At 61.2% G+C, this 23,994-nt stretch carries 23 protein-coding genes and 1 other RNA gene; 8 read left to right on the top strand and 16 right to left on the bottom strand.

The genetic code is table 11. The features are described from left to right. From M2397_RS01455 to rsmI, 14 genes are all read right to left on the bottom strand, one after another. Complete coding sequence (locus M2397_RS01455; protein WP_012722298.1) at window positions 1-957, bottom strand: D-alanine--D-alanine ligase; 957 nt, start codon at window positions 955-957, stop codon at window positions 1-3. Next, window positions 954-2,399 carry a UDP-N-acetylmuramate--L-alanine ligase gene (gene murC / locus M2397_RS01450; RefSeq protein ID WP_131698381.1) on the bottom strand — a complete coding sequence of 482 codons (1,446 nt, stop codon included), beginning with the start codon at window positions 2,397-2,399 and terminating at the stop codon, window positions 954-956. Before murC ends, M2397_RS01455 begins: the two co-directional genes overlap by 4 nt. Then, window positions 2,392-3,462, bottom strand: a complete 1,071-nt coding sequence (murG, locus tag M2397_RS01445; protein WP_131698382.1) for an undecaprenyldiphospho-muramoylpentapeptide beta-N-acetylglucosaminyltransferase — start codon at window positions 3,460-3,462, stop codon at window positions 2,392-2,394. Before murG ends, murC begins: the two co-directional genes overlap by 8 nt. Next, window positions 3,452-4,675 carry a putative lipid II flippase FtsW gene (ftsW, locus tag M2397_RS01440; RefSeq protein WP_259242166.1) on the bottom strand — a complete coding sequence of 408 codons (1,224 nt, stop codon included), beginning with the start codon at window positions 4,673-4,675 and terminating at the stop codon, window positions 3,452-3,454. The genes murG and ftsW overlap by 11 nt, the downstream gene beginning before the upstream one ends. Further along, the gene (gene murD / locus M2397_RS01435; RefSeq protein ID WP_131698383.1) at window positions 4,672-6,018 is read right to left on the bottom strand and encodes a UDP-N-acetylmuramoyl-L-alanine--D-glutamate ligase; all 1,347 of its coding nucleotides are present in this window, start codon (window positions 6,016-6,018) and stop codon (window positions 4,672-4,674) included. Before murD ends, ftsW begins: the two co-directional genes overlap by 4 nt. 6 nt (window positions 6,019-6,024) lie before the next feature. Further along, entirely contained in the window at window positions 6,025-7,107 is a 1,083-nt protein-coding gene (gene mraY / locus M2397_RS01430; RefSeq protein ID WP_003171875.1) for a phospho-N-acetylmuramoyl-pentapeptide-transferase, read from the bottom strand. Next, window positions 7,107-8,477, bottom strand: a complete 1,371-nt coding sequence (gene murF / locus M2397_RS01425) for a UDP-N-acetylmuramoyl-tripeptide--D-alanyl-D-alanine ligase (protein WP_259242165.1) — start codon at window positions 8,475-8,477, stop codon at window positions 7,107-7,109. Before murF ends, mraY begins: the two co-directional genes overlap by 1 nt. Further along, window positions 8,470-9,933, bottom strand: coding sequence for a UDP-N-acetylmuramoyl-L-alanyl-D-glutamate--2,6-diaminopimelate ligase (gene murE, locus M2397_RS01420; RefSeq protein ID WP_145335309.1), 1,464 nt, complete (start codon window positions 9,931-9,933; stop codon window positions 8,470-8,472). Before murE ends, murF begins: the two co-directional genes overlap by 8 nt. Continuing rightward, a complete protein-coding gene (locus M2397_RS01415) occupies window positions 9,933-11,675 on the bottom strand; it encodes a penicillin-binding protein 2 (protein ID WP_167654876.1) in 1,743 nt (580 codons plus the stop codon). Before M2397_RS01415 ends, murE begins: the two co-directional genes overlap by 1 nt. Then, window positions 11,675-11,968, bottom strand: a complete 294-nt coding sequence (gene ftsL, locus M2397_RS01410; RefSeq protein ID WP_003216203.1) for a cell division protein FtsL — start codon at window positions 11,966-11,968, stop codon at window positions 11,675-11,677. The genes M2397_RS01415 and ftsL overlap by 1 nt, the downstream gene beginning before the upstream one ends. Continuing rightward, entirely contained in the window at window positions 11,965-12,912 is a 948-nt protein-coding gene (gene rsmH / locus M2397_RS01405) for a 16S rRNA (cytosine(1402)-N(4))-methyltransferase RsmH (RefSeq protein WP_010213048.1), read from the bottom strand. The genes ftsL and rsmH overlap by 4 nt, the downstream gene beginning before the upstream one ends. Continuing rightward, window positions 12,909-13,364 carry a division/cell wall cluster transcriptional repressor MraZ gene (gene mraZ, locus M2397_RS01400; RefSeq protein WP_003171868.1) on the bottom strand — a complete coding sequence of 152 codons (456 nt, stop codon included), beginning with the start codon at window positions 13,362-13,364 and terminating at the stop codon, window positions 12,909-12,911. Before mraZ ends, rsmH begins: the two co-directional genes overlap by 4 nt. Window positions 13,365-13,718: 354 nt before the next feature. Next, window positions 13,719-14,072: RNase P RNA component class A (rnpB, locus tag M2397_RS01395), an RNA gene on the bottom strand. 96 nt (window positions 14,073-14,168) lie between these two features. Beyond that, window positions 14,169-15,041 (bottom strand): 16S rRNA (cytidine(1402)-2'-O)-methyltransferase, encoded by an 873-nt coding sequence (rsmI, locus tag M2397_RS01390; RefSeq protein ID WP_078731724.1) that lies wholly within the window; start codon window positions 15,039-15,041, stop codon window positions 14,169-14,171. A gap of 209 nt (window positions 15,042-15,250) precedes the next feature. On the opposite strand from rsmI, the gene M2397_RS01385 reads away from it, so the two are divergent. From M2397_RS01385 to M2397_RS01370, 4 genes are all read left to right on the top strand, one after another. Next, window positions 15,251-17,062, top strand: a complete 1,812-nt coding sequence (locus M2397_RS01385) for a penicillin-binding protein activator (RefSeq protein ID WP_131698387.1) — start codon at window positions 15,251-15,253, stop codon at window positions 17,060-17,062. Beyond that, window positions 17,062-17,433, top strand: coding sequence for a YraN family protein (locus M2397_RS01380; protein ID WP_074843924.1), 372 nt, complete (start codon window positions 17,062-17,064; stop codon window positions 17,431-17,433). The genes M2397_RS01385 and M2397_RS01380 overlap by 1 nt, the downstream gene beginning before the upstream one ends. Before the next feature lie 92 nt (window positions 17,434-17,525). After that, on the top strand, window positions 17,526-18,119 hold the full coding sequence (locus M2397_RS01375) for a phosphoheptose isomerase (RefSeq protein WP_007904374.1): 594 nt from the start codon (window positions 17,526-17,528) through the stop codon (window positions 18,117-18,119). Beyond that, window positions 18,116-18,697, top strand: a complete 582-nt coding sequence (locus M2397_RS01370; protein WP_027604770.1) for a BON domain-containing protein — start codon at window positions 18,116-18,118, stop codon at window positions 18,695-18,697. The genes M2397_RS01375 and M2397_RS01370 overlap by 4 nt, the downstream gene beginning before the upstream one ends. 68 nt (window positions 18,698-18,765) lie before the next feature. Here M2397_RS01370 and M2397_RS01365 read toward each other — a convergent pair whose 3' ends face one another. Beyond that, entirely contained in the window at window positions 18,766-19,539 is a 774-nt protein-coding gene (locus M2397_RS01365) for an OmpA family protein (protein ID WP_131698388.1), read from the bottom strand. A 215-nt stretch (window positions 19,540-19,754) separates the two neighbouring features. Then, window positions 19,755-20,399: an MBL fold metallo-hydrolase gene (locus tag M2397_RS01360; protein WP_167654741.1), complete on the bottom strand. Its 645-nt coding sequence runs from the start codon at window positions 20,397-20,399 to the stop codon at window positions 19,755-19,757. Between the two features lie 144 nt (window positions 20,400-20,543). On the opposite strand from M2397_RS01360, the gene M2397_RS01355 reads away from it, so the two are divergent. From M2397_RS01355 to M2397_RS01340, 4 genes are read left to right on the top strand one after another with little or no spacing between them, the layout of a single operon-like run. Further along, on the top strand, window positions 20,544-21,134 hold the full coding sequence (locus M2397_RS01355; protein WP_131698390.1) for a paraquat-inducible protein A: 591 nt from the start codon (window positions 20,544-20,546) through the stop codon (window positions 21,132-21,134). Further along, complete coding sequence (locus tag M2397_RS01350) at window positions 21,131-21,775, top strand: paraquat-inducible protein A (RefSeq protein ID WP_131698391.1); 645 nt, start codon at window positions 21,131-21,133, stop codon at window positions 21,773-21,775. Before M2397_RS01355 ends, M2397_RS01350 begins: the two co-directional genes overlap by 4 nt. Then, window positions 21,756-23,411 (top strand): intermembrane transport protein PqiB, encoded by a 1,656-nt coding sequence (locus M2397_RS01345; RefSeq protein WP_131698392.1) that lies wholly within the window; start codon window positions 21,756-21,758, stop codon window positions 23,409-23,411. Before M2397_RS01350 ends, M2397_RS01345 begins: the two co-directional genes overlap by 20 nt. Window positions 23,412-23,428: 17 nt before the next feature. Continuing rightward, window positions 23,429-23,989, top strand: a complete 561-nt coding sequence (locus M2397_RS01340) for a membrane integrity-associated transporter subunit PqiC (RefSeq protein WP_131698393.1) — start codon at window positions 23,429-23,431, stop codon at window positions 23,987-23,989. Window positions 23,990-23,994: the final 5 nt, after the last annotated feature.

The raw sequence follows: 23,994 nt of genomic DNA, 5'->3' as shown, positions 1-23,994 counted from the left end.
TTAGCCTCTTGGCTCAATGCTGGCGGCAAGAATTGCCAGCACCAACTGCTGGAAATCCAGGCCGGCTGCGCGAGCGGCCATAGGTACCAGGCTGTGGTCGGTCATACCCGGCGCAGTGTTGACTTCCAGGAACCAGAAATTCCCTTGGTCATCCTGCATCACGTCTGCCCGTGCCCAACCGGCAATACCCAACGCCTCACAGGCTTTCGCCGTGAGGTCCATCAATTCCTGTTCTTTGGTTGCGTCCAGGCCGCACGGGATCCGGTACTGAGTATCGGAAGCCACGTACTTGGCGTCGTAGTCGTAAAAGGTGTGGGGTGTGCCCAATGCGATAGGCGGCAATACCTGGCCACGCAGGGTGGCGATGGTGTACTCGGGACCCTGGATCCACTGTTCCACCAACACTTGCGAATCGTAGGTACTTGCCGCTTTCCATGCGTCGATCAATTCGGCGGCCGAGTTCACTTTAGCCATGCCGATACTGGAGCCTTCATGGGCTGGTTTGACGATCAAAGGCAGGCCCAGTTCCTTGGCTGCAGAAATACAATCGTCTTCACTGCACAGAACACTGTGACGCGGCGTTGGAATGCCCAGGCTGTGCCACACCTGCTTGGTGCGCAACTTGTCCATGGCCAGTGCCGAAGCAAGGATGCCGCTGCCGGTATAAGGAATACCGGCGCACTCCAACAGGCCCTGCATGCTGCCGTCTTCACCGCCACGGCCGTGCAGAATGATGAAGGCACGGTCGATCTTCTCGGCCTGCAGGCGGGCGAGGAAGTCATCGCCCACGTCGATACCGAACGCATTCACACCGGCGCTTTGCAGCGCTTCGAGCACGGCATTGCCGGACTTGAGCGACACTTCGCGCTCGGCGCTCTTGCCGCCGAACAGCACGGCCACGCGGCCGAAATCGGCAGGCGTGATGGTGGAGAACAGGGAGCCGTAGTCAGTGGTCATTTCGACTTCCCCTTCTCGGCGGCAAACAGCGAGCTCGCCAATAGTTTAGGGGCAAGGCCACCGATATCACCGGCACCCTGGCACAGCAGGATGTCGCCGGCACGCAGCAGCGGCTTGACGATCGGAGCCAGGTCCACACCGCGCTCGATGTAGATGGGGTCCAACTGGCCGCGCTGGCGAATGCTGTTGCACAGCTTGCGGCTGTCGGCGCCCGGGATCGGTTCTTCACCGGCCGGATAGACTTCCATCAACAGCAGTACGTTGGCATCGGCCAATACATTGACGAAATCGTCGTACAAATCGCGGGTGCGGCTGTAGCGGTGCGGCTGGTAAATCATCACCAGGCGACGCTCCGGCCAACCACCCCGTACGGCCTTGATGACTGCGGCGACTTCGGTCGGGTGGTGGCCGTAGTCATCCACCAGCATCACGTCACCGCCTTCCACCGGCAGTTGGCCGTAGACCTGGAAGCGCCTGCCGACACCGGCAAAGCGCGACAGGCCTTCGACGATGGCCTCATCGCTGACGCCCTCATCGGAGGCGATGCAGATGGTCGCCAGGGAATTCAACACGTTGTGGTTGCCCGGCATGTTCACCGACACATCCAGCGGCTCACGGTCGGGACGCAGCACGGTGAAGTAGGTCTGCATGCCTTCCTGGCGCACATTGATTGCGCGCACGTCAGCGTCTTCGCTGAAGCCGTAGGTCACGGTCGGACGCTTGACCTGCGGCAGGATTTCACGCACCACCGGGTCGTCCAGGCACACCACGGCCAAACCGTAGAACGGCAGGTTGTGCAGGAACTCGACGAAGGTTTTCTTCAACTTGTTGAAGTCACCGTCGTAGGTAGCCATGTGATCTTCGTCGATGTTGGTGACGACGGCGACCAGCGGTTGCAGGTGCAGGAAGCTGGCGTCGCTTTCATCGGCTTCGGCGATCAGGTAGCGGCTGGTACCGAGCTGGGCATTGGTACCGGCTGCATTCAGGCGGCCACCGATCACGAAGGTCGGGTCCAGGCCACCGGCGGCGAACACCGAAGCGATCAGGCTGGTGGTGGTGGTCTTGCCATGGGTACCGGCGACGGCGATGCCGTGGCGATAGCGCATCAGCTCGGCGAGCATCTCGGCGCGTGGCACCACGGGAATGCGGCGCTCGAGGGCGGTGGCCACTTCCGGGTTGGAGGTGTTCACGGCGCTCGACACCACCAGCACGTCAGCGTCGGCGGCGTTCTCGGCGCGGTGGCCGATAAAGATCTGCGCGCCAAAGGACTTCAGGCGCTCGGTGACCGGCGACTCTTTCAAGTCCGAGCCGGACACCTGGTAGCCCAGGTTCAGCAACACTTCGGCGATACCGCACATGCCCACGCCGCCGATACCGACGAAGTGGATGCGACGGATGCGGCGCATTTCCGGTTGTGGCATGGCTTTCTGATTCTCAACCATGGGCCACCTCCAGGCAGATATCGACCACGGTGCGGGTTGCGTCAGGTTTGGCCAGGCGGCTTGCAGTGCTCGCCATGTTGTTGAGTCGTTCCGGTTGCATCAAAACCTCAGTCAGGCGTGCGGCCAAATCGGCGGCGCCAGTCGTTCTTTGCGGCAGCAGGAAGGCAGCGCCCTCCCCGGCCAAATATTCGGCGTTGCGGGTCTGGTGATCGTCGATGGCGTGGGGCAAAGGCACCAGCAAGGACGGCAGACCGGCGGCGGCCAGTTCACTGACGGTCAGCGCACCCGCGCGACAGACCACCAGGTCGGCCCAGCCATAGGCATGGGCCATGTCTTTGATGAAGGGCTGCACATTGGCCTCCACACCGGCGTCGCGATAACGCGTGGCGGTGACTTCATCGTGGTTCTTGCCGGCCTGGTGGAAAATCTCCGGGCGCAATTCCACAGGGAGTTGCGCCACGGCTTCCGGCAGCAATTTATTCAGCGGCTCGGCGCCCAGGCTTCCGCCCAGGATCAGCAGGTGCGCCTTACGCCCTGCGAGTGCTTCGCGGGCGATGTCCATAAACAGCTCGGTGCGCACCGGGTTGCCGGTGGTACGGCGCTTATCCGACACACTGAAGGTGTTGGGAAACGCTTCACACACCCGCGCAGCCAACGGCACCAGCAAACGGTTGGCGGTACCGGCCACGGCGTTCTGCTCGTGCACGATCACCGGCACGCCAGCAAGTCTGGCGGCGACGCCACCCGGGCCAGTCACATAACCACCGAAGCCGAGCACGCACACCGGCTGCAAGTCACGGATGACCTTGCGCGCCTGCCACACCGCCTTGAGCAACACGAACGGTGCCTTGAGCAGGGACAATTTGCCCTTGCCGCGCAGGCCCGTGACGTTGATCAGATGCAACGGCAGACCGGCATTCGGTACCAACTCGTTTTCGATGCCGCGCGGTGTACCCAGCCAGTGCACGGTGTAGCCACGGTTCTGGAATTCCCGCGCGCACGCCAGGGCCGGGAACACATGGCCCCCGGTGCCGCCGGCCATGATCAGCACGTTAGCGCCCATGGGTCGGCTCCTCGGCGAAGTCGCTTTCGCTGAACTCCATCTCTTCGCTGCCCAGATGGGTTCGACTCTCCCACTCGATGCGCAGCAACAAGCCAAGACAGGCGCAGCAGATCACCAACGAACTGCCGCCGTAACTGAGGAACGGCAAGGTCAGGCCCTTGGTCGGCAGCAGGCCGACGTTCACCCCGATGTTGATCAGGAACTGGCCGATCCACAGGAACGACAAGCCGTACGCCACGTAAGCGGCGAAATACTGTTTAGCCCTTTCGGCCCACAAGCCGATGTACATGCCGCGGACACACACGAATACGAACAGCGCGACGGTGCACAGCGACCCCACCACGCCGAGTTCTTCGGCGAGTACGGAGAACACGAAGTCGGTGTGCGCTTCCGGCAGGTAGAACTGCTTCTGCACGCTGTTGCCCAGGCCGACGCCCAGCCATTCGCCGCGACCGAAGGCGATCAATGCCTGAGTCAATTGGTAGCCGGAGCCGAACTGGTCGGACCAAGGGTCGGTGAAGGTGATCAGACGCGCCATCCGGTAGGGTTGCGCCTGCACCAGGATGGTCACCGCAGCCACCGCCAGCACCACCATCAAGCTGAAGCGGAACAAGCCCACGCCACCGAGGAACAGCATCGCCGCCGCCGCGCCCATCATCACGACGGTCGCGCCGAAGTCGGGTTCCATCAGCAACAGGCCGGCCATGGGCAGCAGCACGATGAATGGCTTGAAGAAGCCCATCCAGCTTTCGCGCACTTCTTTCTGGCGACGCACCAGGTAACCGGCCAGGTAGATCACCACGAAGACCTTGGCGATTTCCGACGGCTGCACGTTGAACGCGCCGAAACCGATCCAGCGCATGGAGCCGTTCACCTCACGGCCGATGCCGGGCAGGATCACCATGATCAGCAAGCCGAACGCGCCGATCAGCATCAGCCAACCCAGGCGCTGCCAGGTGGCAATCGGGATCATCATGGTCACGATGCACGTGCCCAGGCCGATGATCAGGTACACCAGGTGACGGATCATCATGTACAGGGTGTTGCCCGACTGCACGGCGGCCACTTCGGAAGAGGCCGAGGTGATCATCACCAGGCCCAGGCCCAGCAGCGCGAGGCAACCGGCGAGCATTGGGAAATCAAGGTCGATGCCACGCCCGGTGATAATCGGCGACGGGTACGGTTTGATGATGCTTCTGAAATCGATGCTCATGCCAAGCCCTCCACGGCGCGGGCGAACAACTGGCCACGCTCTTCGTAGTTCTTGAACATGTCGAAACTGGCGCACGCCGGCGACAGCAGTACCGCATCGCCTGGTTGGGCCAGGGCTTGGCACTGGGCAATGGCGTCGTCCAGGGAGGTGGCACGCACCTGTGGCACCGCGTCGCCAAGCGCGGCGGCGATCAAATCGGAGTCGCGGCCCATCAACACCACGGCGCGGCAATGCGCAGCCACCGGTGCCTTGAGGTCTTTGAAATCGGCACCCTTGCCGTCGCCACCGGCGATCAGCACCAGTTTGCCGTCGATATCGGCACCCAGGCCTTCGATGGCGGCCAATGCGGCCCCCACGTTGGTGGCTTTGGAGTCGTTGTAGTAACTGACACCATTAAGGTCGCGTACCCACTGGCAACGATGCTCAAGGCCGCCGAAGGTGCGCAGGCTCGACAGCATGGCGTCGAACGGCAAACCCACGGCATGCCCCAACGCCAATGCGGCCAAGGCGTTGGACTGGTTATGGGCGCCACGAATTTTCAGCTCGCGCACCGGCATCAGGTTCTGGAATTCGAAGGCCAGGTATTTCTCGCCGTTCTCTTCACGAATGCCGAAGGCCTTGAAGTCGGGTTTGCTCAGGCCGAAGGTCCAGCACGGCATGCCATCGCCCATCAGCGGACGGCTCAGCGCGTCCTGGCGATTGACAACAAATTGCTTGGCGCCGCGGAAGATCCGGTGCTTGGCCAAGTGGTACGCCGGCAGGCCGCTGTAGCGGTCCATGTGGTCTTCGCTGACGTTCAACACGGTGGCCACTTCAGCGCCCAGGTCGTGGGTGGTTTCCAGTTGGAAGCTCGACAGCTCCATCACGTACAGCTCGATGTCGTCGCTGAGCAGGTCCAACGCCGGCGTGCCGAGGTTACCGCCCACGGCCACGCGCTTGCCGGCCGCCATCGCCATCTCGCCGACCAGGGTGGTCACGGTACTTTTCGCGTTGGAACCGCTGATGGCCACGATCGGCGCCTTCGCATTACGCGCGAACAGGTCGATGTCGCCGGACAGCTTCACGCCACGCGCCGCAGCGGCTTGCAGGGCCGGAGTCGCCAGGGCCAGGCCGGGGCTCACGTAGAGCTCATCGGCGCGGCACAGAAACTCGACATCCAACTCGCCACAACGCACTTCCACGTGCGGGTAGTCACGGCGCAGCGTGACCAGCTCCGGTGGATTTTCCCGCGTATCGGCCACGGCAAACGACGTGCCCCGGTTCGCCAGGAAGCGAACCAGGGACATGCCGCTCTTGCCGAGGCCGACAACGATGCGGAAGTGGTCTGAAGCGATCAGGGACACTCGTTTCTACCTCAGTTTCAGGGTGGCAAGGCCGACCAGGACCAGAATCACGGTGATGATCCAGAAACGGACAATCACACGCGGCTCAGGCCAGCCCTTGAGTTCAAAGTGGTGGTGAATCGGCGCCATGCGGAACACGCGGCGCCCGGTCAATTTGAAGGACGCCACCTGGATGACCACCGACAGGGTTTCCATCACGAACACACCGCCCATGATGAACAGCACGATTTCCTGGCGAACGATCACCGCGATGGTGCCCAGGGCTGCGCCCAGCGCCAGTGCGCCGACGTCACCCATGAAGACTTGTGCGGGGTAGGTGTTGAACCACAGGAACCCCAGCCCGGCACCGATCAGGGCACCGCAGAACACGATCAGCTCACCCGCGCCCGGCACGTAAGGGATCAGCAGGTACTCAGCGAATTTCACGTTACCCGACAGGTAGCAGAAAATGCCCAGCGCGCCGCCTACCATCACCGTCGGCATGATCGCCAGGCCGTCGAGGCCGTCGGTCAGGTTCACCGCGTTGCTGGAGCCGACGATCACGAAGTAGGTCAGCACCACGAAGCCGATGCCCAGTGGGATGCTGGCGTCCTTGAGCATCGGGATGATCAAGGTGGTTTCCACGGCGCTTGGCGCGGTGGTGTAGAGGAAGATCGCGGCGGCCAGGCCGAACACCGACTGCCAGAAATACTTCCAGCGGCTTGGCAGCCCCTTGGAGTTTTTCTCGATCACTTTGCGGTAGTCATCGACCCAGCCGATGGCGCCGAACAGCAGGGTCACCAGCAACACCACCCACACGTAGCGGTTGTGCAGGTCAGCCCACAGCAAGGTGCTGATACCGATGGACGAGAGGATCAGCGCGCCGCCCATGGTCGGGGTGCCGGACTTGGACAGGTGCGACTGCGGGCCGTCATTACGAACCGATTGACCAATTTGCAGGTTCTGCAGGGTGCGGATCATCCACGGCCCCAAAAACAGCGACAAAGACAGCGCGGTCAGCACACCCAGGATCCCGCGCAGGGTCAGGTACTGAAAGACCGCGAAGCCTTTGTGGAACTGTTGCAGATACTCAGCCAGCAGCAGCAGCATTAATGTTTCTCCGTACTTGAGCCACACAAGGCCGCGACGACGTTTTCCATCACCGCGCTGCGCGATCCCTTGATCAAAATGGTTGTGTGTTTGTCTTGTTCTGCCACGCCCAGCGCCTGGATCAACTCGGCCTGGGTTGCGAAATGTCGCGCACCGGGGCCGAAGGCGCTTACCGCATGGGCCATGTTCGTGCCAACGGCGTAGAGGGCGTCGACTTTGCCTGCGGCATACGCGCCGACTTCGCGGTGGCCTTGTTCAGCCCAGTCGCCCAATTCGCCGATATCACCCAGTACCAGCACCTTGCGACCGTCAAAACCCTTGAGCAGGTCTACAGCGGCATTAATGGAGGATGGGTTGGCGTTGTAGGTGTCATCAATCACACGCATGCCGTTGGTTGCCAACTGCGCCACGGTACGGCCCTTGACCGGTTGCACCGCGCCCAGGCCTGTGGCGATGCCGAACAGCGACACGCCCAAGGCATGGGCGGCAGCGGCGGCGGCCAAGGCATTGGCGACGTTATGGTTGCCCAACAAATTCAGTTGTACGTGTTCGTCACCTTGCGGGGTGTGCAAGGTGAAGGACGGGCAGCCACGGGCATCGACGGTGATGTTGGAGGCATGGAAATCAGCCGCTGCGTTAAGCACGGCAAACGTCAGGACCTTGCGACCGGCGGCGCGTACACGCCAGGTCTCGAAGGCCTTGTCGTCCAGGTTCAAGACTGCGGTGCCCGATGCATCGAGGCCCTCAAGGATCTCGCCCTTGGCTTCGACGATTTTTTCCGGGCCGCCGAACTCGCCAACATGGGCAGTACCGGCGTTGTTGATAATTGCAACGTGGGGCTTGGTCAGCGCCACGGTGTAGGCGATTTCGCCGATGCGCGAAGCCCCCAGTTCGATCACCGCCGCCGTGTGTTCCGGGGCCAGTTCGAGCAGGGTCAGCGGAGCGCCGAAATCATTGTTCAGGTTGCCACGGGTCGCCAACACGGGGCCGCGCGTACGCAGGACACCGGCGAGCAGTTCCTTGACCGTGGTCTTGCCGCTGGAGCCGGTGATGGCGGCAACGGGCTTATCGAAAGCGGCGCGGTTCAGCGCCCCCAATTGGCCGAGGGCCAGGCGAGTATCGGCGACCAGCAGTTGCGGCAAGGTGGAATCGGCCACTTCGCGCTGTACCAAGGCACCTACAGCACCTTTGGCGGCGACTTCGTTCAGGTAGTCGTGACCGTCGAAACGCGGGCCGGCCAGGGCGACAAACAGTTGCCCCGGTTTGATAGCACGGCTGTCGATGCTCACGCCGCTGAAGCTGCAATCGCTCGACAGTAAGCGTGCCGACAGGGCTTGAGTCAGTTCGCTGAACGTCATCGCCTTAAGCATGGGCGACCTCCCAGGCGGTCAAGGCGTGATCGGCCTCGACCAGATCGGAGAAGGCATGACGCTCGCCGTTGATTTCCTGGTAATCCTCGTGCCCTTTACCGGCCAACACGACCACGTCGTCAGCGCTGGCACTGGCGATCAACTGGGCAATTGCCGCGCCGCGACCGGCAACGAAGGTGACCTTGGACGCGTCTTTGAAGCCGGTGCGGATATCATCGAAAATCCGGCTCGGATCTTCGCTGCGTGGGTTGTCATCGGTGACCACTACACCATCGGCCAGACGCTCGACGATCTCGGCCATCAACGGACGCTTGCCGCGATCACGATCACCACCGCAGCCGAACAGGCAAAGCAATTTGCCCTTGGCGTGAGGGCGCAAGGCTTCGAGGACTTTTTCCAGGGCGTCCGGGGTATGGGCGTAATCGACCACCACCAACGGTTGAGTACCCCCACCCAGGCGCTGCATGCGACCGGCCGGGCCGTCCAGCTTCGGCAGTACCTTGAGGATTTCGTCGAGGGCGTAATCCAGGCCGAGCAACGCGCCGATGGCGGCGAGTACGTTGCTCAGGTTGAAACGCCCGAGCAGGGTGCTGCGCAAGTGGTGCTCGCCCTGAGGCGTCACCAGCGTGGCGCGCACGCCTTCATCATTGAATTGGGCTTCACGGCAATACAGGTACGCCCTGGAGTCTTCCAGGCTGTAGGTGATCAGGCGCGCTTCGCTGTCTTGGGCGGCCAGTTGGCGACCAAAGGCGTCATCCAGGTTGACCACCCGGCACTTGAGGTCATTCCAGGCAAACAGCTTGGCCTTGGCGGCGGCGTACGCCTCCATGGTGCCGTGATAATCCAGGTGATCGCGGGACAGGTTGGTCATCACCGCCACATCAAAGGCCAGGGCGGTGACGCGGCCCTGGTCCAGGCCGTGGGACGACACTTCCATGGCAACCGCCTTGGCACCGGCCTTCTTCAGGTCGGCCAGGGTCGCTTGCACGGCGATAGGGTTCGGCGTGGTGTGCAGGCCGCTTTGCAGCGCGCCATAAAAACCGGTGCCCAGGGTGCCGACAATGCCGCAATGCTGGCCCAGCAGGTCGAGGGCCTGGGCAACCAGTTGGGTCACGCTGGTCTTGCCATTGGTGCCCGTCACGCCCACCAGATTGAGGTGGCGGCTAGGGTCGCCATAAAAGCGCCCGGCAATATCGGACAGCTGCTTGGCCAGACCCTTGACCGGAATCAGCGGCACGTCGGTGATCGGCAGCACGGTGGCGCCTTCCACTTCATACGCCACGGCAGCCGCGCCGCGCTGCAAGGCGTCGGCGATGTGCGCACGGCCATCGTACTTGCCGCCCGGCACCGCCAGGAACAGGTCGCCAGCGCGCACGTTACGGCTGTCCAGGGTCAACTCGCGAATCAGCAGATCGCGGCCGGCGTGGGCAAAAATCTTGTTCAGGCTAAGAGACATCAGCCGCGCCCTCCATTGGCTTTTACTGCAGCGGCCGGTGGTCCGGCATTCGCTTGTTGGGTCGGCGGCAGGTTATCCGGCGTGATGTTCATCAGGCGCAGGGTGCCGGACATCACTTTGCTGAACACCGGCGCCGATACCAGGCCACCGAAGTAACCGGCTTTGCTCGGCTCATCGATCACAACGACGATGGCGTAGCGCGGGTCGCTCATCGGGCCGAATCCGGCGAACAGCGAGCGGTAGGAGTTTTCGGCATAGCCCTTGGTGCCGACCGACGTTTTACGCGCGGTACCGGACTTGCCCGCCACGTGATACGCCGGCACCTGGGCGCGGAATACACCGCGCGGCGCTTCGATCACTTGTTGCAGCATGCCTTGCATGGTCTTGGCGACGTTTTCAGGGATCACCTGGGTTGCTTTCGGCGCCTCATCGACGTGGATCAGGCTCAGCGGCACCATGCGACCGTTGTTGGCCAGCACGGAGAAGGCATGGGCCAGTTGGATCGCGGTCACCGACAGGCCGTAGCCGTAGGAAAGCGTGGCGGTCTCGGCTTTTTTCCATTCGCGGTAGTTGGGCAGGTTGCCGACGCGCTCACCTGGAAAATCCAGGCCGGTGGGTTGCCCCAGGCCGATCTTCTGCGCGAGGTGGTAGATGGTTTCACCACCGATATCGAAGGCGACCTTACTCATGCCCACGTTACTGGAGTTGATCAGGATACCTGTCAAATCCAGCACCGGACCTTCAGTACGGGACACGTCACGAATGGTGTATTTACCCAGCTGCAAAGTACCCGGATACACCTCGACCTTGTCGCTGGGCTTCCAGCGACCGGTTTCCAGGGCGGCACTCATGGAGATGGCTTTCATGGTCGAACCCGGCTCGAACACGTCGATCATTGCGCGGTTACGCATCATCGCCGGTTGCAGGTTGCGACGGTTGTTCGGGTTGTAGGTCGGCTGGTTGACCATGGCGAGGATCTCGCCGGTCTTCACGTCCATGATCACCAGGCTACCGGCCTTTGCGCCGTTCTCGATGATCGCGTTACGCAGCTCGCGGTTGGCCAGATATTGCAGGCGCAGGTCAATCGACAACGCCAAGGGCTTACCGGCCTTGGCGTTCTTGGTGACCTGGACATCCTTGATCAGTCTGCCGCGCCGATCCTTGATGACTTGTCGTTTGCCGGGAACCCCGGCGAGCCATTCATCGTAGGCGAGTTCCACGCCTTCACGACCGTGATCATCGATGTCGGTAAAACCCACCATATGGGCAGTGGTTTCACCGGCCGGGTAGAAACGACGGAATTCCTCGATGCCGTAGACACCGGGGACTTTAAGGTCGAGCACTTGCTGGCCTTGCTCGGGGGTAAGGCCGCGAACGAGGTAGATAAATTCTTTATTTGCCTGGGCTTCAAGGCGCTCGGCCAAGGCTTTCGGGTCCTGGCCCAGGGCGGCAGCCAGTTGCGGCCACTTGTCCTTGGCAACCTGCAATTCCTTGGCGTTGGCCCACAGGGTGGTCACCGGCGTACTCACCGCCAACGGCTCGCCGTTACGGTCGGTGATCAGGCCGCGGTGCGCAGGGATCGGAATATGACGCAGGCTACGGGCATCGCCCTGGCCGATCAGGAAGTCACGATCGACCACTTGCAGATCGATGATCCGCCAGGTAATCGCCCCCACCATCAATGCCAGCAAGCCGAGCATCAGGCGGAAGCGCCATGGGTAGAGTGCACCTTCAAGTTTCATCATGGCGCCACCATGCGAACTTCGGCCGCGCCCGGGATGTGCATTTTCAGCTGTTCGGTGGCCAGCACTTCGATACGGCTATGGGCCGTCCAGGTGCTTTGCTCGAGGATCAACCGGCCCCACTCCGCCTGCGCTTTGTCACGCACGCTCAATTCCCCATAGAGGGTATTGAGCAGTTGACGGTTGTAGTGGGCGCTGTAGGACACCGCAATTGCGGACACCAGCACGCCGACAAACAGCAGCAACATAAAGAAGCTGCCGCCCGGGAGGGGCTTGGCGAAAAGCTTGCTCACCGCAGCTTCTCCGCAACGCGCATGACGGCGCTACGGGAACGTGGGTTGGCCTTGAGTTCGGCTTCGGAAGCGAACTGCGCTTTGCCATGGATTTTGATTTTCGGCACAAAGGCTTCGAAACGTACCGGCAGGTTGCGCGGCAGGTTATCGGACTCGCCCTTGACCAGGCGGCGCATGAACAGCTTGACGATGCGGTCTTCCAGGGAATGGAAACTGATCACCACCAGGCGACCGCCCACTTCCAGCGCCTCAAGGGCAGCCTCAAGGCCAGCCTCCAGGTCGCCCAATTCGTTGTTGACGTGAATACGCAGGCCCTGGAACGCACGGGTCGCCGGGTTTTTGCCCTTTTCCCACGCTGGGTTGGCGACTTTAAGCACTTCGGCCAGGTCGGCGGTGCGCTCGAACGGCTGGATTTCGCGGCGCTCCACCACGGCACGGGCCATGCGGCCGGCGAAGCGTTCTTCACCGTACTCCTTGAACACGCGGGCAATTTCTTCCACCGGCGCGGTGGCAATGAACTGCGCGGCACTGACGCCACGGGTAGGGTCCATGCGCATGTCGAGGGGGCCGTCGTTCATGAAGCTGAACCCGCGCTCCGGGTCATCCAGCTGCGGCGAAGACACGCCCAGGTCGAGCAAAACCCCGGCCACCTTGCCCGCCATGCCGCGCTCGGCGACTTCGGCACCCAGCTCGGCAAAGCTGCGCTGCACAACGACAAAGCGGCCGTCTTCGGCCGCTAGCGCTTGCCCGGTGGCAATCGCTTGGGGGTCTTTGTCAAACCCGAGGAGCTTGCCGTCGGGCCCGAGCTGGCTGAGTATCAACCGGCTATGCCCGCCCCTGCCGAAGGTACCGTCCAAATAGCAGCCATCCGCGCGTACGGCGAGAGCCTCAACGGCTTCGTCAAGCAGTACGGTGATGTGGTTAAAGCCGCTATCAATAGTCACAGGATCAAATCACGCAGTTCATCAGGCATGGCGCCCGGTTGTTGAATAGCAGCCAGGTCAGCTGCAGAAACAGCATCCCAGGCATCTTCGTCCCACAATTGGAACTTGTTCAGTTGGCCGACCAGCATCGCGCGCTTATCCAGCTTGGCGTACTCGCGCAAGCGCGGGGGCACCAGGAAACGACCACTGCCATCGAGCTCGAGGTCGACGGCATTACCAATCAGCAAACGCTGCAGGCGGCGGTTTTCTTCACGCAATGAAGGCAGGGCACGCAACTTGGTCTCAATCAACTCCCACTCATCGAGGGGGTAAACACATAAACAAGGGTCAACGGCATCAATGGTGATGATCAACTGCCCGGAACTTCGCGAAATCAGCTCGTCACGATACCGGCTCGGCATGGCGAGACGGCCTTTTGCATCGAGACTGATAGCGTTAGCTCCGCGAAACACAGATGCGTTTCTCCAAATTTTAGCGTTTTACGTTCAAAAAACCCACTTTGTGCCACTTTCCGCCACTTGCGCACACTATAGGAATGCGCCCACCACACCGTCAAGGCGCGGATTCAAGGAAAAGCCTTACAGATCGGAGATTTAGGAGCGTAAAAGGAGGAGAAACCAGAGTTCGGCGGTGTTTTTGGCTCGATAAGCACAAATAGCTCAAAGAGCTACAGCTCAAAGTTAAAGTAATTTATTAAGAGTAAGATTTTTTTGGTATTACGAAGATGCATCTGCCAATGATTTGGCAGGGAGGGTTTCTTGCGTTACTACCGGTTTTCTGTCCGAGATTCGCACAGAAGGAAAAAGGTGGAGAGTCGATCTATAAGCCGGGTTCTGTCTTGAACAGTCATTCGTCTACGATGGCCATCACTGGACATCTTTAGCAACCTACCCGGTCCCAGCGCGGGCCACGCCTTGGGACCCTATTTGGTCTTGCTCCAAGTGGGGTTTACCTAGCCACGAACTGTTGCCAGTCGTGCGGTGCGCTCTTACCGCACCTTTTCACCCTTACCGGCACCGAAATGCTTAGGCGGTTATTTTCTGTGGCACTTTCCGTAGGCTCACGCCCCCCAGGCATTACCTGGCACTTCGCCCTATGGAGCCCGGACTTTCCTCCCCCCCCTAATTTTCATAGAGGGCAGCGACTGTCCAATCGACTCTCCGCCGCGCAGGTTAACGGCACGGCGGCCTCAGGACAAGTATTAAAAGTGCAGCATTGCCATCACGTTCGGACGGAATACCGGTTTAACCCCGGAACTATTCGGCTTTCTGTTTATCCAGCGCAACTTGATACAGCACATTCTTGCGTACGCCGGTAATTTCCGCCGCCAACGCCGCCGCGCGCTTGAGGGGCATCTCCTTGAGCAACAGGTCGAGGACACGCATGGCCTCGCTGCCGACTGCGTCTTCCGCCTCCGGTGCTGTCCAGCCTGCCACCAGCACCACGCACTCTCCACGCTGCTGATTGCTGTCGCCTTCGACAAACGCGCGCAGTTCTTCCAGCGGCAAGCCCTTGAGGGTTTCGAACGTCTTGGTCAGTTCACGCGCCAGCAACGCAAGACGCTCGCCACCAAACACCAGCTCCATGTCCTGCAGGCATTCGAGGATACGGTGCGGGGCTTCGTAGAAGATCAGGGTGCGCGGTTCTTCCTTTACCGCCTGGAGACGGGCACGGCGCCCCACCGCCTTGGCCGGCAGGAAACCTTCGAAGATAAAGCGATCCGAGGGCAGGCCCGCCGCCGACAACGCCGCTATCAGCGCGCACGCCCCGGGAACAGGTACTACATTGATACCTGCGGCCCGTGCCTGGCGAACCAGGTGATAGCCCGGATCGGAGATCAGCGGCGTACCCGCATCGGAGATCAGTGCGACATCGTCACCGGCCAACAGGCGGACAATAAAGCGGCTGCCTTCTTCGCGCTCATTGTGTTCGTGGCAGGCCGCCAGTGGTGTGCTGATACCAAAATGCTGCATCAAGCGCTGGGAGTGCCGGGTGTCTTCGGCCGCGATCAATTTAACCTCGCGCAACACTTTCAGTGCTCGGGCACTGATGTCGTCCAGGTTGCCAATGGGCGTCGCCACGACAAAAAGCGAGCCTGCAGTGGAATTCAAAGGACCTGGAGCAGTCAAAGCGCACACCTCGATGGTTGGCAAAAGCCATATTGTAGCGCGTAGGCGCCTTGAAAATATGCCATCACGGCCGATGCCTTTTCTGCCATCAATTGCCAACAGCAACATTTGCACGACCTAAATCAAAGGTTTCACGCCAGTAACATCGCGCCTGGGCCAGTGCTTGGGTACAATTCCACGCTAATTTGATCGGTATCAGGAACACTTACATGATCGCTTGCCTGCGGCTGCTCTCCGCCCTCTGCCTCGCTGCCTTACTGGCCGCTTGCGCCAGCTCGCCCTCGTCCAGCCTTGGCGACCTTCCACGGACCCCGGACGCCAGTATCGAGCAACTGCTCGAACAGGCCACCACCGCCAAGACACCAGAAAAGGCCGCATTGCTGCGCCTGAGTGCGGCAGACATGGCCTACCGCCAGAACAACCCCGGCCGCTCGTCGCAGATTCTTGCGCAAGTGTCCCTGGATGTCCTCAAGCCAGCCGCGCAAGTATTTGCCAGCACCCTGGCCGCCGAACTGGCCATGACGCGCAACCAGCCCAAGGCCGCGTTGACCGCCTTGAACCATCCGAGCCTGCAAAGCCTGAAGGAACTGCCGACCGAACAGCAGATCCGCACCGGCACCGTGCACGCCCGCGCTTATGAAGCCGATGGCCAGACCCTGGCCGCTGCTCGCGAGCGCGTTGCCATGGCGTCACTGCTCAGCGGCGATGCGGCTAAAAGCAATCACGACGCCATCTGGACCTTGATTGCCGCACTGCCTGCAGAACAACTGCAAGCCAGCGGCAACCCGACCCTGGACGGCTGGATCACCCTGGCCCAGGCGGTCAAGGGCGCCGGTACGCTCGAGCAACAACAGGCCGCTATCGACACCTGGCGCGCACAGAACCCAGGCCACCCGGCCGCCGTGCAACTGCCAACCCCGCTGACCAAGCTCAAGGAGCTGGCCAGCCAGCCCTTGAACAAGATCGCCCTGCTACTGCCGCAGGAAGGCCCACTGGCCTCCGTCGGCAAGGCGCTGCGCGAAGGCTTCATGGCGGCGCACTACCAGGCTGAACAAGCCGGGCAGAAGCCACCGGCCATCGAGTTCTATGACAGTTCGCGCCTGACCTCCATCGACGACTTCTACGCCAAGGCCCAGGCCGCCGGCGTGCAACTGGTGGTCGGCCCGCTGGAGAAGCCGCTGGTCAAACAACTCAGTGCGCGCCCTCAATTGCCGATCACCACCCTCGCGCTGAACTACAGCGAAACCGACCAGAGCCCACCGCAACTGTTCCAGTTCGGCCTGGCCGCTGAAGACGAAGCCCGCGAAGTGTCGCGCCGCGCCCGTGCCGATGGGCTGCACCGCGCTGCTGCCATGGTGCCCCGTGGCGAATGGGGCGAGCGTGTCTACAAGGCCTTCCGCCAGGATTGGGAAGCCAACGGTGGCACGGTTGTCGGTGTTGAGTATGTCGACCAGCCGGTCGCCCTCGCCCAGCAAATCGCCGACCTGTTCCAACTGCGTAAAAGCGAAGGTCGCGCCAAGAGCCTGCAAAGCACAGTGGGCACAGACGTAGCGGCACAGCCGTCACGTCGCCAGGACATCGAGTTCATCTTCCTGGCCGTTACCCCGCAGCTGGCCCAGCAGATCAAGCCGACCCTGAACTTCCAGTACGCCGGTGATGTGCCGGTGTACGCCACGTCCCATGTATTCAGCGCCAGCGGCGACAAGAACCAGTACCTGGACATGACCAACGTGATGTTCTGCGAAACCCCTTGGCTGCTCAACACCACTGACCCGCTGCGCAACCAGGTTGCCGCACAATGGCCGCAAGCCAATGGCAGCCTTGGCCGCCTGTACGCGATGGGCGTCGACGCCTACCGCCTGGCACCGCGCCTGGGCCAGTTGAAGGCACTACCGGATACACGGGTTGACGGCCTCTCGGGCAACCTGGGCATCAGCACCAACCAGCGCGTCGATCGCCAGATGCCATGGGCGAAGTTCGTCGGTGGCGAGATCCAACGCCTGCCGGACACCCCGCGCTGATGCCGGAGCGGTCCACTGCACAAAGCGGCAAGGATGCCGAACTTCAAGCGCTGAAACACTTGCAACAACAGGGTCTGCGCCTGCTGGCGCAGAACTGGTTGTGTAAACGCGGCGAGCTTGATCTGGTCATGCTTGACGGCGATACAGTAGTATTCGTCGAAGTCCGCTACAGAAAACACGCACAATGGGGTGGCGCGCTCGCCAGTATCGACGGGCGCAAGCGTCAGAAGCTGATACTCGCTGCGCAGTTTTTCCTGCAAAAAGAGCATCGCTGGGCCGACGCCCCCTGCCGTTTCGATGTGGTTGCCATGGAAAGCACACCGTCTGGTCAAGTTGATCTGAACTGGCTGCAAAATGCCTTCGACAGCTGATTCGCCGGACACCTTCATCACACACTTTTGCTCTTTGCTTTGCGGGCTGCACATTTCTGTGCCAAACAGCCGCGCTACTTAAGGTCACACAGATGGACATGCAATCCCGAATTCGCCAGCTTTTCCAGGCCAGCATCGACACCAAGCAACAGGCGATGGACGTACTTGCACCGCACATCGAGCAAGCCAGTCAGGTCATGGTCAATGCCTTGCTCAACGAGGGCAAAATGCTTTCGTGCGGCAACGGCGGTTCGGCCGGCGATGCCCAGCATTTTTCGTCGGAGTTGCTCAACCGCTTCGAGCGTGAGCGCCCGAGCCTGCCGGCCATCGCCTTGACCACCGATTCGTCGACGATCACCTCGATCGCCAACGACTACAGCTACAACGAAATTTTCTCCAAGCAGATCCGCGCCCTGGGCCAACCAGGCGATGTGCTGCTGGCGATTTCCACCAGCGGCAACTCGGCGAATATTATTCAAGCGATCCAGGCCGCACATGATCGCGAAATGATTGTCGTAGCATTGACCGGACGCGACGGTGGCGGCATGGCCTCGCTGCTGCTGCCCGAAGATGTGGAGATTCGCGTCCCGGCCAATGTCACCGCACGTATTCAGGAAGTCCACCTGCTGGCGATCCACTGCCTGTGCGATCTGATCGACAGCCAACTGTTTGGGAGTGAAGAATGACCGTTAACCGCCTCGGCCTTTTGGCCATTACGTTGTGCCTCGGCATCAGCGGCTGCAGCACGGCAATCACTGCAACACGTGACACCCCTATTCAGGATGACAAGGGCACCCGCACCTTCGGCAGCAAGATTGACGACTCGCTGATCGAAACCAAGGTCGAAGTCAACATTGCCAAAGCCGCCACGGACCTGGGCAACGGTGCTTCACGTATCGTCGTGACCAGCTTCAACGGCGTGGTACTGCTCGCAGGCCAAACGCCACGCGCCGACCTCAAGGCCCAGGCCGAACAAGCCGCCTCGGCCGTACAACGAGTCAAGAAGGTCCACAACGAATTGCAGGTGATGGACCCGATCACCCTGTTGGCCATCAGCAACGACGCCCTGCTGACTACCAAGATCAAGGCGCAGATGCTGACCGACAACGCGATTCCCGGCTCGCGGATCAAAGTCGTTACCGATAACGGCATCGTCTACCTGATGGGCCTGCTGACCCAGGCGGAAGCCACGCGCGCAGCCAACCTGGTTCAGGGCGTGTCCGGCGTGCAGAAGATCGTGAAGGTGTTCGAATACATCGATTGATGTAAGCGGCAGCTATAAAAAAGGGCGCCATGCATTCACTGCATGGCGCCCTTTTTAGTGAGCAGCGTTTATTGGTACTGCTGGTACGGGTTGCCCTGGAACTGGTTGTTCTGCTGCGGCACTTGTTGCTGCGCGCCAGGTTGGCCGTACTGCTGGCCCGGGATCGGACCGAGGTTCACTTCTACCCGACGGTTCTGGGCACGGCCATTGACGTCGGCGTTGCTGGCAATCGGGTTATCCGGGCCGGCACCGCGTGCGCTGAGGTTCGCACCATTGACGCCTTGGGAAGTCAGGTAGTTGGCCACGCTCTGGGCACGGCGCTGGGACAGGTCCATATTCAGTTGGCGGCTGCCGGTGCTATCGGTGTAACCCACGATCTGGATGGTGTTCTGGTTGAACTGCTTGAGGGAGTTGGCCAAGTTGTTCAGCGGCTGGTAAAAGCTGCTGGAGATCGCGTCCGAGTTGGTGGCGAAGGTGATGTTACCCGGCATGATCAGCTTGATCTGGTCGCCCTGGCGCTGAACTTCAACCCCGGTATTGGCCATGCTTTCGCGCAGTTTCTTTTCCTGCTGGTCGGCGTAGTAGCCATAGCCCGCGGCGCCGGCACCCGCAACCACTGCGCCAATGAGCGCGCCCTTGCCACGGTTGTTATGGTCGATGGCAGCCCCCGCCAATGCACCGGCCAGGGCACCCAGGCCACCGTACTTGGCGGTCTTGCTCATACCGCTGGATTCATTATTCGCCTGTCCCTGGCTGCTGCCGTCATAAGGATTAGGTGAAGCGCAGCCGGACAACAAGGCTACGGCGGTAGCGACAACAAGCAGACGACGCGGAGTGAACATGAAGGGAGCTCCTACTTTTTGCATTCTGTGGTGCAAAGGACATTGGCAATGGACCCGTGCCGAGTTTGGAACGCGACAAACGGTAAAAATTCCGTGTACACGCCCCGACCTGTAACAAAACGTTCGGGACTTGCGTTGCTACAGAAACCGTAGCAGACACATGCTGAACGCGGCCTGTGTTTTTGCTACAGCGGATTGCCGTTTGAACCATCGCTTCACGCCCGCACAAACGGGTTCTCACGCATCTCGTCACCCAGGCGCGTGTCCGGGCCATGCCCGGTCACCACCGTCGCGCCTTCATCCAGCGTGTAGAGCCGTTGCTTGATCGAACGCACGATGGTCGCCTGGTCCCCGCCCCACAAATCCGTACGCCCTACCCCGCGCCGAAACAGCGTGTCCCCGGCAATCAGCAGTTGGGCATCGGCAAACCAGAAGCTCATCGAGCCTGGCGTATGCCCCGGTGTATGCAGCGCCACACCGCACCCACAGGCCAACTCTTCATCATCGGCCAGCCAGCGATCCGGCGACGGCACCGGAGTGTAGGGCACACCAAACATCTGGCACTGCATCTCCAGGTTGTCCCAGAGAAACTGGTCTTCCTTGTGCAGGTGCAGGGTGGCACCGGTCTTCTCCTTCAATCGCCCCGAGGCCAGGAAGTGATCGAGATGGGCATGGGTGTGGATGATGCTCACCACTTTCAGGCCCAGTGCATCGAGACGTGCCAGGATCAATTCATGATTGCCACCCGGGTCGACCACGATAGCCTTTTTGGTGACGGGGTCGCCAATGATCGTGCAGTTGCACTGCAACGGGCCGACCGGGAAGGTTTCGCGGATCAGCGCGGCTTTTTCAATATTCATCGGTGCTCCTGCGGGCTCTATGGCATATTCCGCACAGTATGGTTGACGAGGTGCCAGACCTGAAGAGCAGCGACTGCTAAGCTTGCCCACACCATCGAAAAACAACCCAGCCCCCCGCCACTGTGCCGCGTTGGAGCGATCTCCATGGCGAATCAACTGATCATCTGCGAGCACTGCGACTGTGTTTACGAAAAAGTCACGCTCGCCAGACATCAAAAAGCCCACTGCATACGGTGCGCCGGCGTACTCCAGCGCTACAACGGCCTGTCGGTGCAACAGCGCCTCGCCCTGACGCTGACGGCTGCGGTGCTGTGGACTTTCGCCAATTTCTATCCCGTGATGAGTATCAGCCTGCAAGGCCTGAAAAGCAGCGCCACGCTATGGGATTCGGTAGTAGCGCTGAGCCTGGGGCCGATCACCTTTATCGCGCTGGTGGCGGCCATTTCCATCATCATCGCGCCCGTGTTCCAGTTGCTGCTGTTGACGTGGGTCTTGAGTTTCGCCCTCGCGGGCAAGCGCTCACCGGCGTTCCGGCTGTGCATGCGTTGGCTGGAGGCGCTCCGGCCCTGGAGCATGCTGGAGGTGTGCCTGCTCGGGGCGATGGTGGCGGTGTTCAAGCTGGCCGGCATGCTTGATGTGATACCCGGCACCGGCCTGTTTGCCCTGGCCGTGCTCAGCCTGTTGCTGATCCGCATTGCCGGACGTGATGTGCGCGACCTATGGGACACCGTATGAACACACCACCGACGGCCAGTGAGCTCGATCTGTGCCTCTGTCACAGCTGCGGATTGTCCTGCGAAATGCGCGCCGGGCCGACCGAATGCGAACGCTGCGGTGCGCCCTTGCACCGGCGCAAGGTCAGTTCCCTGACACGCACCTGGGCCTACATGCTCACCGCGCTGGCGTTCTATGTGCCGGCCAACCTCCTGCCGGTGATGAACACCACCATGCTCGGCTCAGGGGCGGACAGCACCATCATGAGCGGGGTCCTGGAGTTCTGGCAGCATGGCGCGTGGGACATTGCGCTGATTATTTTCATCGCCAGCATCGCAGTGCCCGGCATCAAGTTTGTGTCCCTGACCCTGCTGCTGGTCACCGTGCAGCGCAATAGCCTTTGGGCGCGCAAGGAACGTTCGAAGCTGTTCCGCTTCGTCGAACTGATTGGTTACTGGTCCATGCTGGATGTCATCGTGGTTGCGCTGGTGGCCGCACTGGTGAAGTTCCAGGCCCTGGGCACCATCGAGCCGCGCCTGGGCATCCTGTTTTTCGGCCTGGTGGTGGTGTTTACCATGCTGGCCGCCATGAGCTTCGATCCGAGGCTGATCTGGGAAAACCCGCACAACAAGGAGACCTCGGATGACGTCACATCCCACTGACACCCCCCAAGCCCCAGGGTCACCTGCGATCAAGACACGGCGCTTCAGCGTTTCGCTGGTGTGGATCGTGCCGATCGTCGCGGTGCTGGTGGGGATTTCGCTGGTGGTACACAGCGTCCTCCAGCAGGGCCCGACCATCACCCTCAATTTCAAGACCGGCAGCGGTTTGACCGCGAATAAAACCGAGGTCAAGTACCGCAACGTGGTGATCGGCCAGGTGACCGACGTCGCCTTGAGTGACGACCAGAAAAGCGTCAACGCCACCGTTCAACTGGCCAAGCAGGCCGAAAGCTTCACCCGCGCCGACTCGCAGTTCTGGGTGGTGCGCCCGCGTATCGGCGCCGGCGGGGTATCCGGCATCGACACCCTGCTCTCCGGCGACTACATCGGTGCCGACATAGGCCAATCGGAGACACGTGCCAAGCAGTTCAAAGGCCTGGAAAACCCGCCGCCCATCACCTACGGCGAACCGGGCAAGCGTTTCACGCTGCACACGCAGACCCTTGGTTCGCTGGATATCGGCTCACCGGTGTACTACCGCAAAATCGAGGTCGGCCAGGTGGTGGCCTACGAGCTGGATGCCGAAGGCAAGGGTGTCAATGTCGAGGTGTTCGTGCATGCGCCCAATGATGCCTATGTCACCGAAAACACGCGTTTCTGGAATGCCAGCGGGGTTGACCTGAGCGTGGGCGCCAATGGCTTTGCGCTGAAGACCGAATCGCTCTCGTCCATGCTGGTCGGTGGCATCGCCTTTCGGGCGCCGCCGTACAGCCCGAACGACAAACCGGCCGACGAAGCACGTACCTTTGAGCTCTTCGACGATCAAGACAGCGCCCTCGCCCCACCCAGCGGCGAGGGCCAATACATGGTCCTGCGATTCGACCAGGCTTTACGCGGGCTCAAGGTCGGTGCGCCAGTGGAATTCCTCGGTGTCGAGTTTGGCAAAGTGGTGTCGATCAACCTGGACTTCGATGCCAATAAACGCAGCTTCCCACTAAACGTCGGCATCGTGATCTATCCACAGTTGCTCGGGCAGGCCCACACCAAGCTGCTCAAGGTCATGAACCATAATCCCAACGACGAGGCCGCCGGCGTACGGCTGATCGGTTCGTTCATCGAAAATGGCCTGCGCGCCCAGGCGCGCAGTGGCAACTTGCTGACCGGCCAGTTATACATCGCGCTGGACTTCTACCCGAAAGCCGAGAAGGTCAAATTTGACCCCAGCCTGCGCCCAGTCAGCATTCCAACCATTCCCGGCAACCTGGAGCAGTTGCAGGAAAAACTCGAGAGCATCGTCAACAAGATCAACCAACTGCCGATCGAACGCATCGCCGGCAACCTCGACAGCAACCTGGTCGAGCTGCGCAAAGGCCTGACCCAATTCAACGCCAAAACCCTGCCCGGCGTTCAGAACACCCTGGCTGACGTGAGCAAGACGCTGCAATCGGCCAGCTCGACCCTGGCCGAGGATTCACCGCAGCGCGAGCAGCTGACCCAGACCCTGGATGAACTGGGCCGTATGTCGCGCTCGCTGCGCGAACTGTCGGACTACCTGGGCCGTCACCCGGAATCGCTGATACGCGGTCGCCCCGACAACGCCGCGCCCCTGGACCTGCAAGGACCTCCGCGCAAATGACCCCTGGAGCAAGCGCCATGACGTTTCCGTTGAAAATCACCTTGATCGGCATGTTCATGTTGCTGGCGGCGTGCAGCAGTACTCCGATTACCTTTCATACGCTGACCCCGGCGCACTGGAATACGGCCACTGGAGCCGACGCAGGCACCCTCCGGATTGAAAGCATCACCGTTCCACCCCAGGTCGACCGACCGCAGATTGTGATCCGCCAGGGCGACAGTGGCGTGGCGATCCTGGAAACCCAGTGGTGGGCCGCGAGCCTCGCGGATGAGTTGAGGAGTGCGCTGGTGGACCAACTGGCCAACAGCAAACCTCGGCAATCGATGTTGCTGCGTCTTGAAGTACAGCGCTTTGACTCCGTACCCGGCCAGTACGCGCTGCTCGACGTCAAATGGCGCCTACGCCCGGCCGGTGGCACCGAGCGCCCGCCGCTGACCTGCCGGACCACATTGCAGTCGCCCGCCGGGCCGAGCATCGACGACGTAGTGCTCGCCCATCAAAACAATATCAAGCGCTTTGCCGCGCAGGTCAGGCAGGCGGTCGACAGGTCAGCCGGACAGTGCCCGACGGCACCGTAAACCGC

This window comes from Pseudomonas sp. BIGb0381 (genome assembly GCF_024809815.1).
Lineage (GTDB): Bacteria > Pseudomonadota > Gammaproteobacteria > Pseudomonadales > Pseudomonadaceae > Aquipseudomonas.
This window is presented reverse-complemented; position numbering and strand designations above follow the sequence as displayed.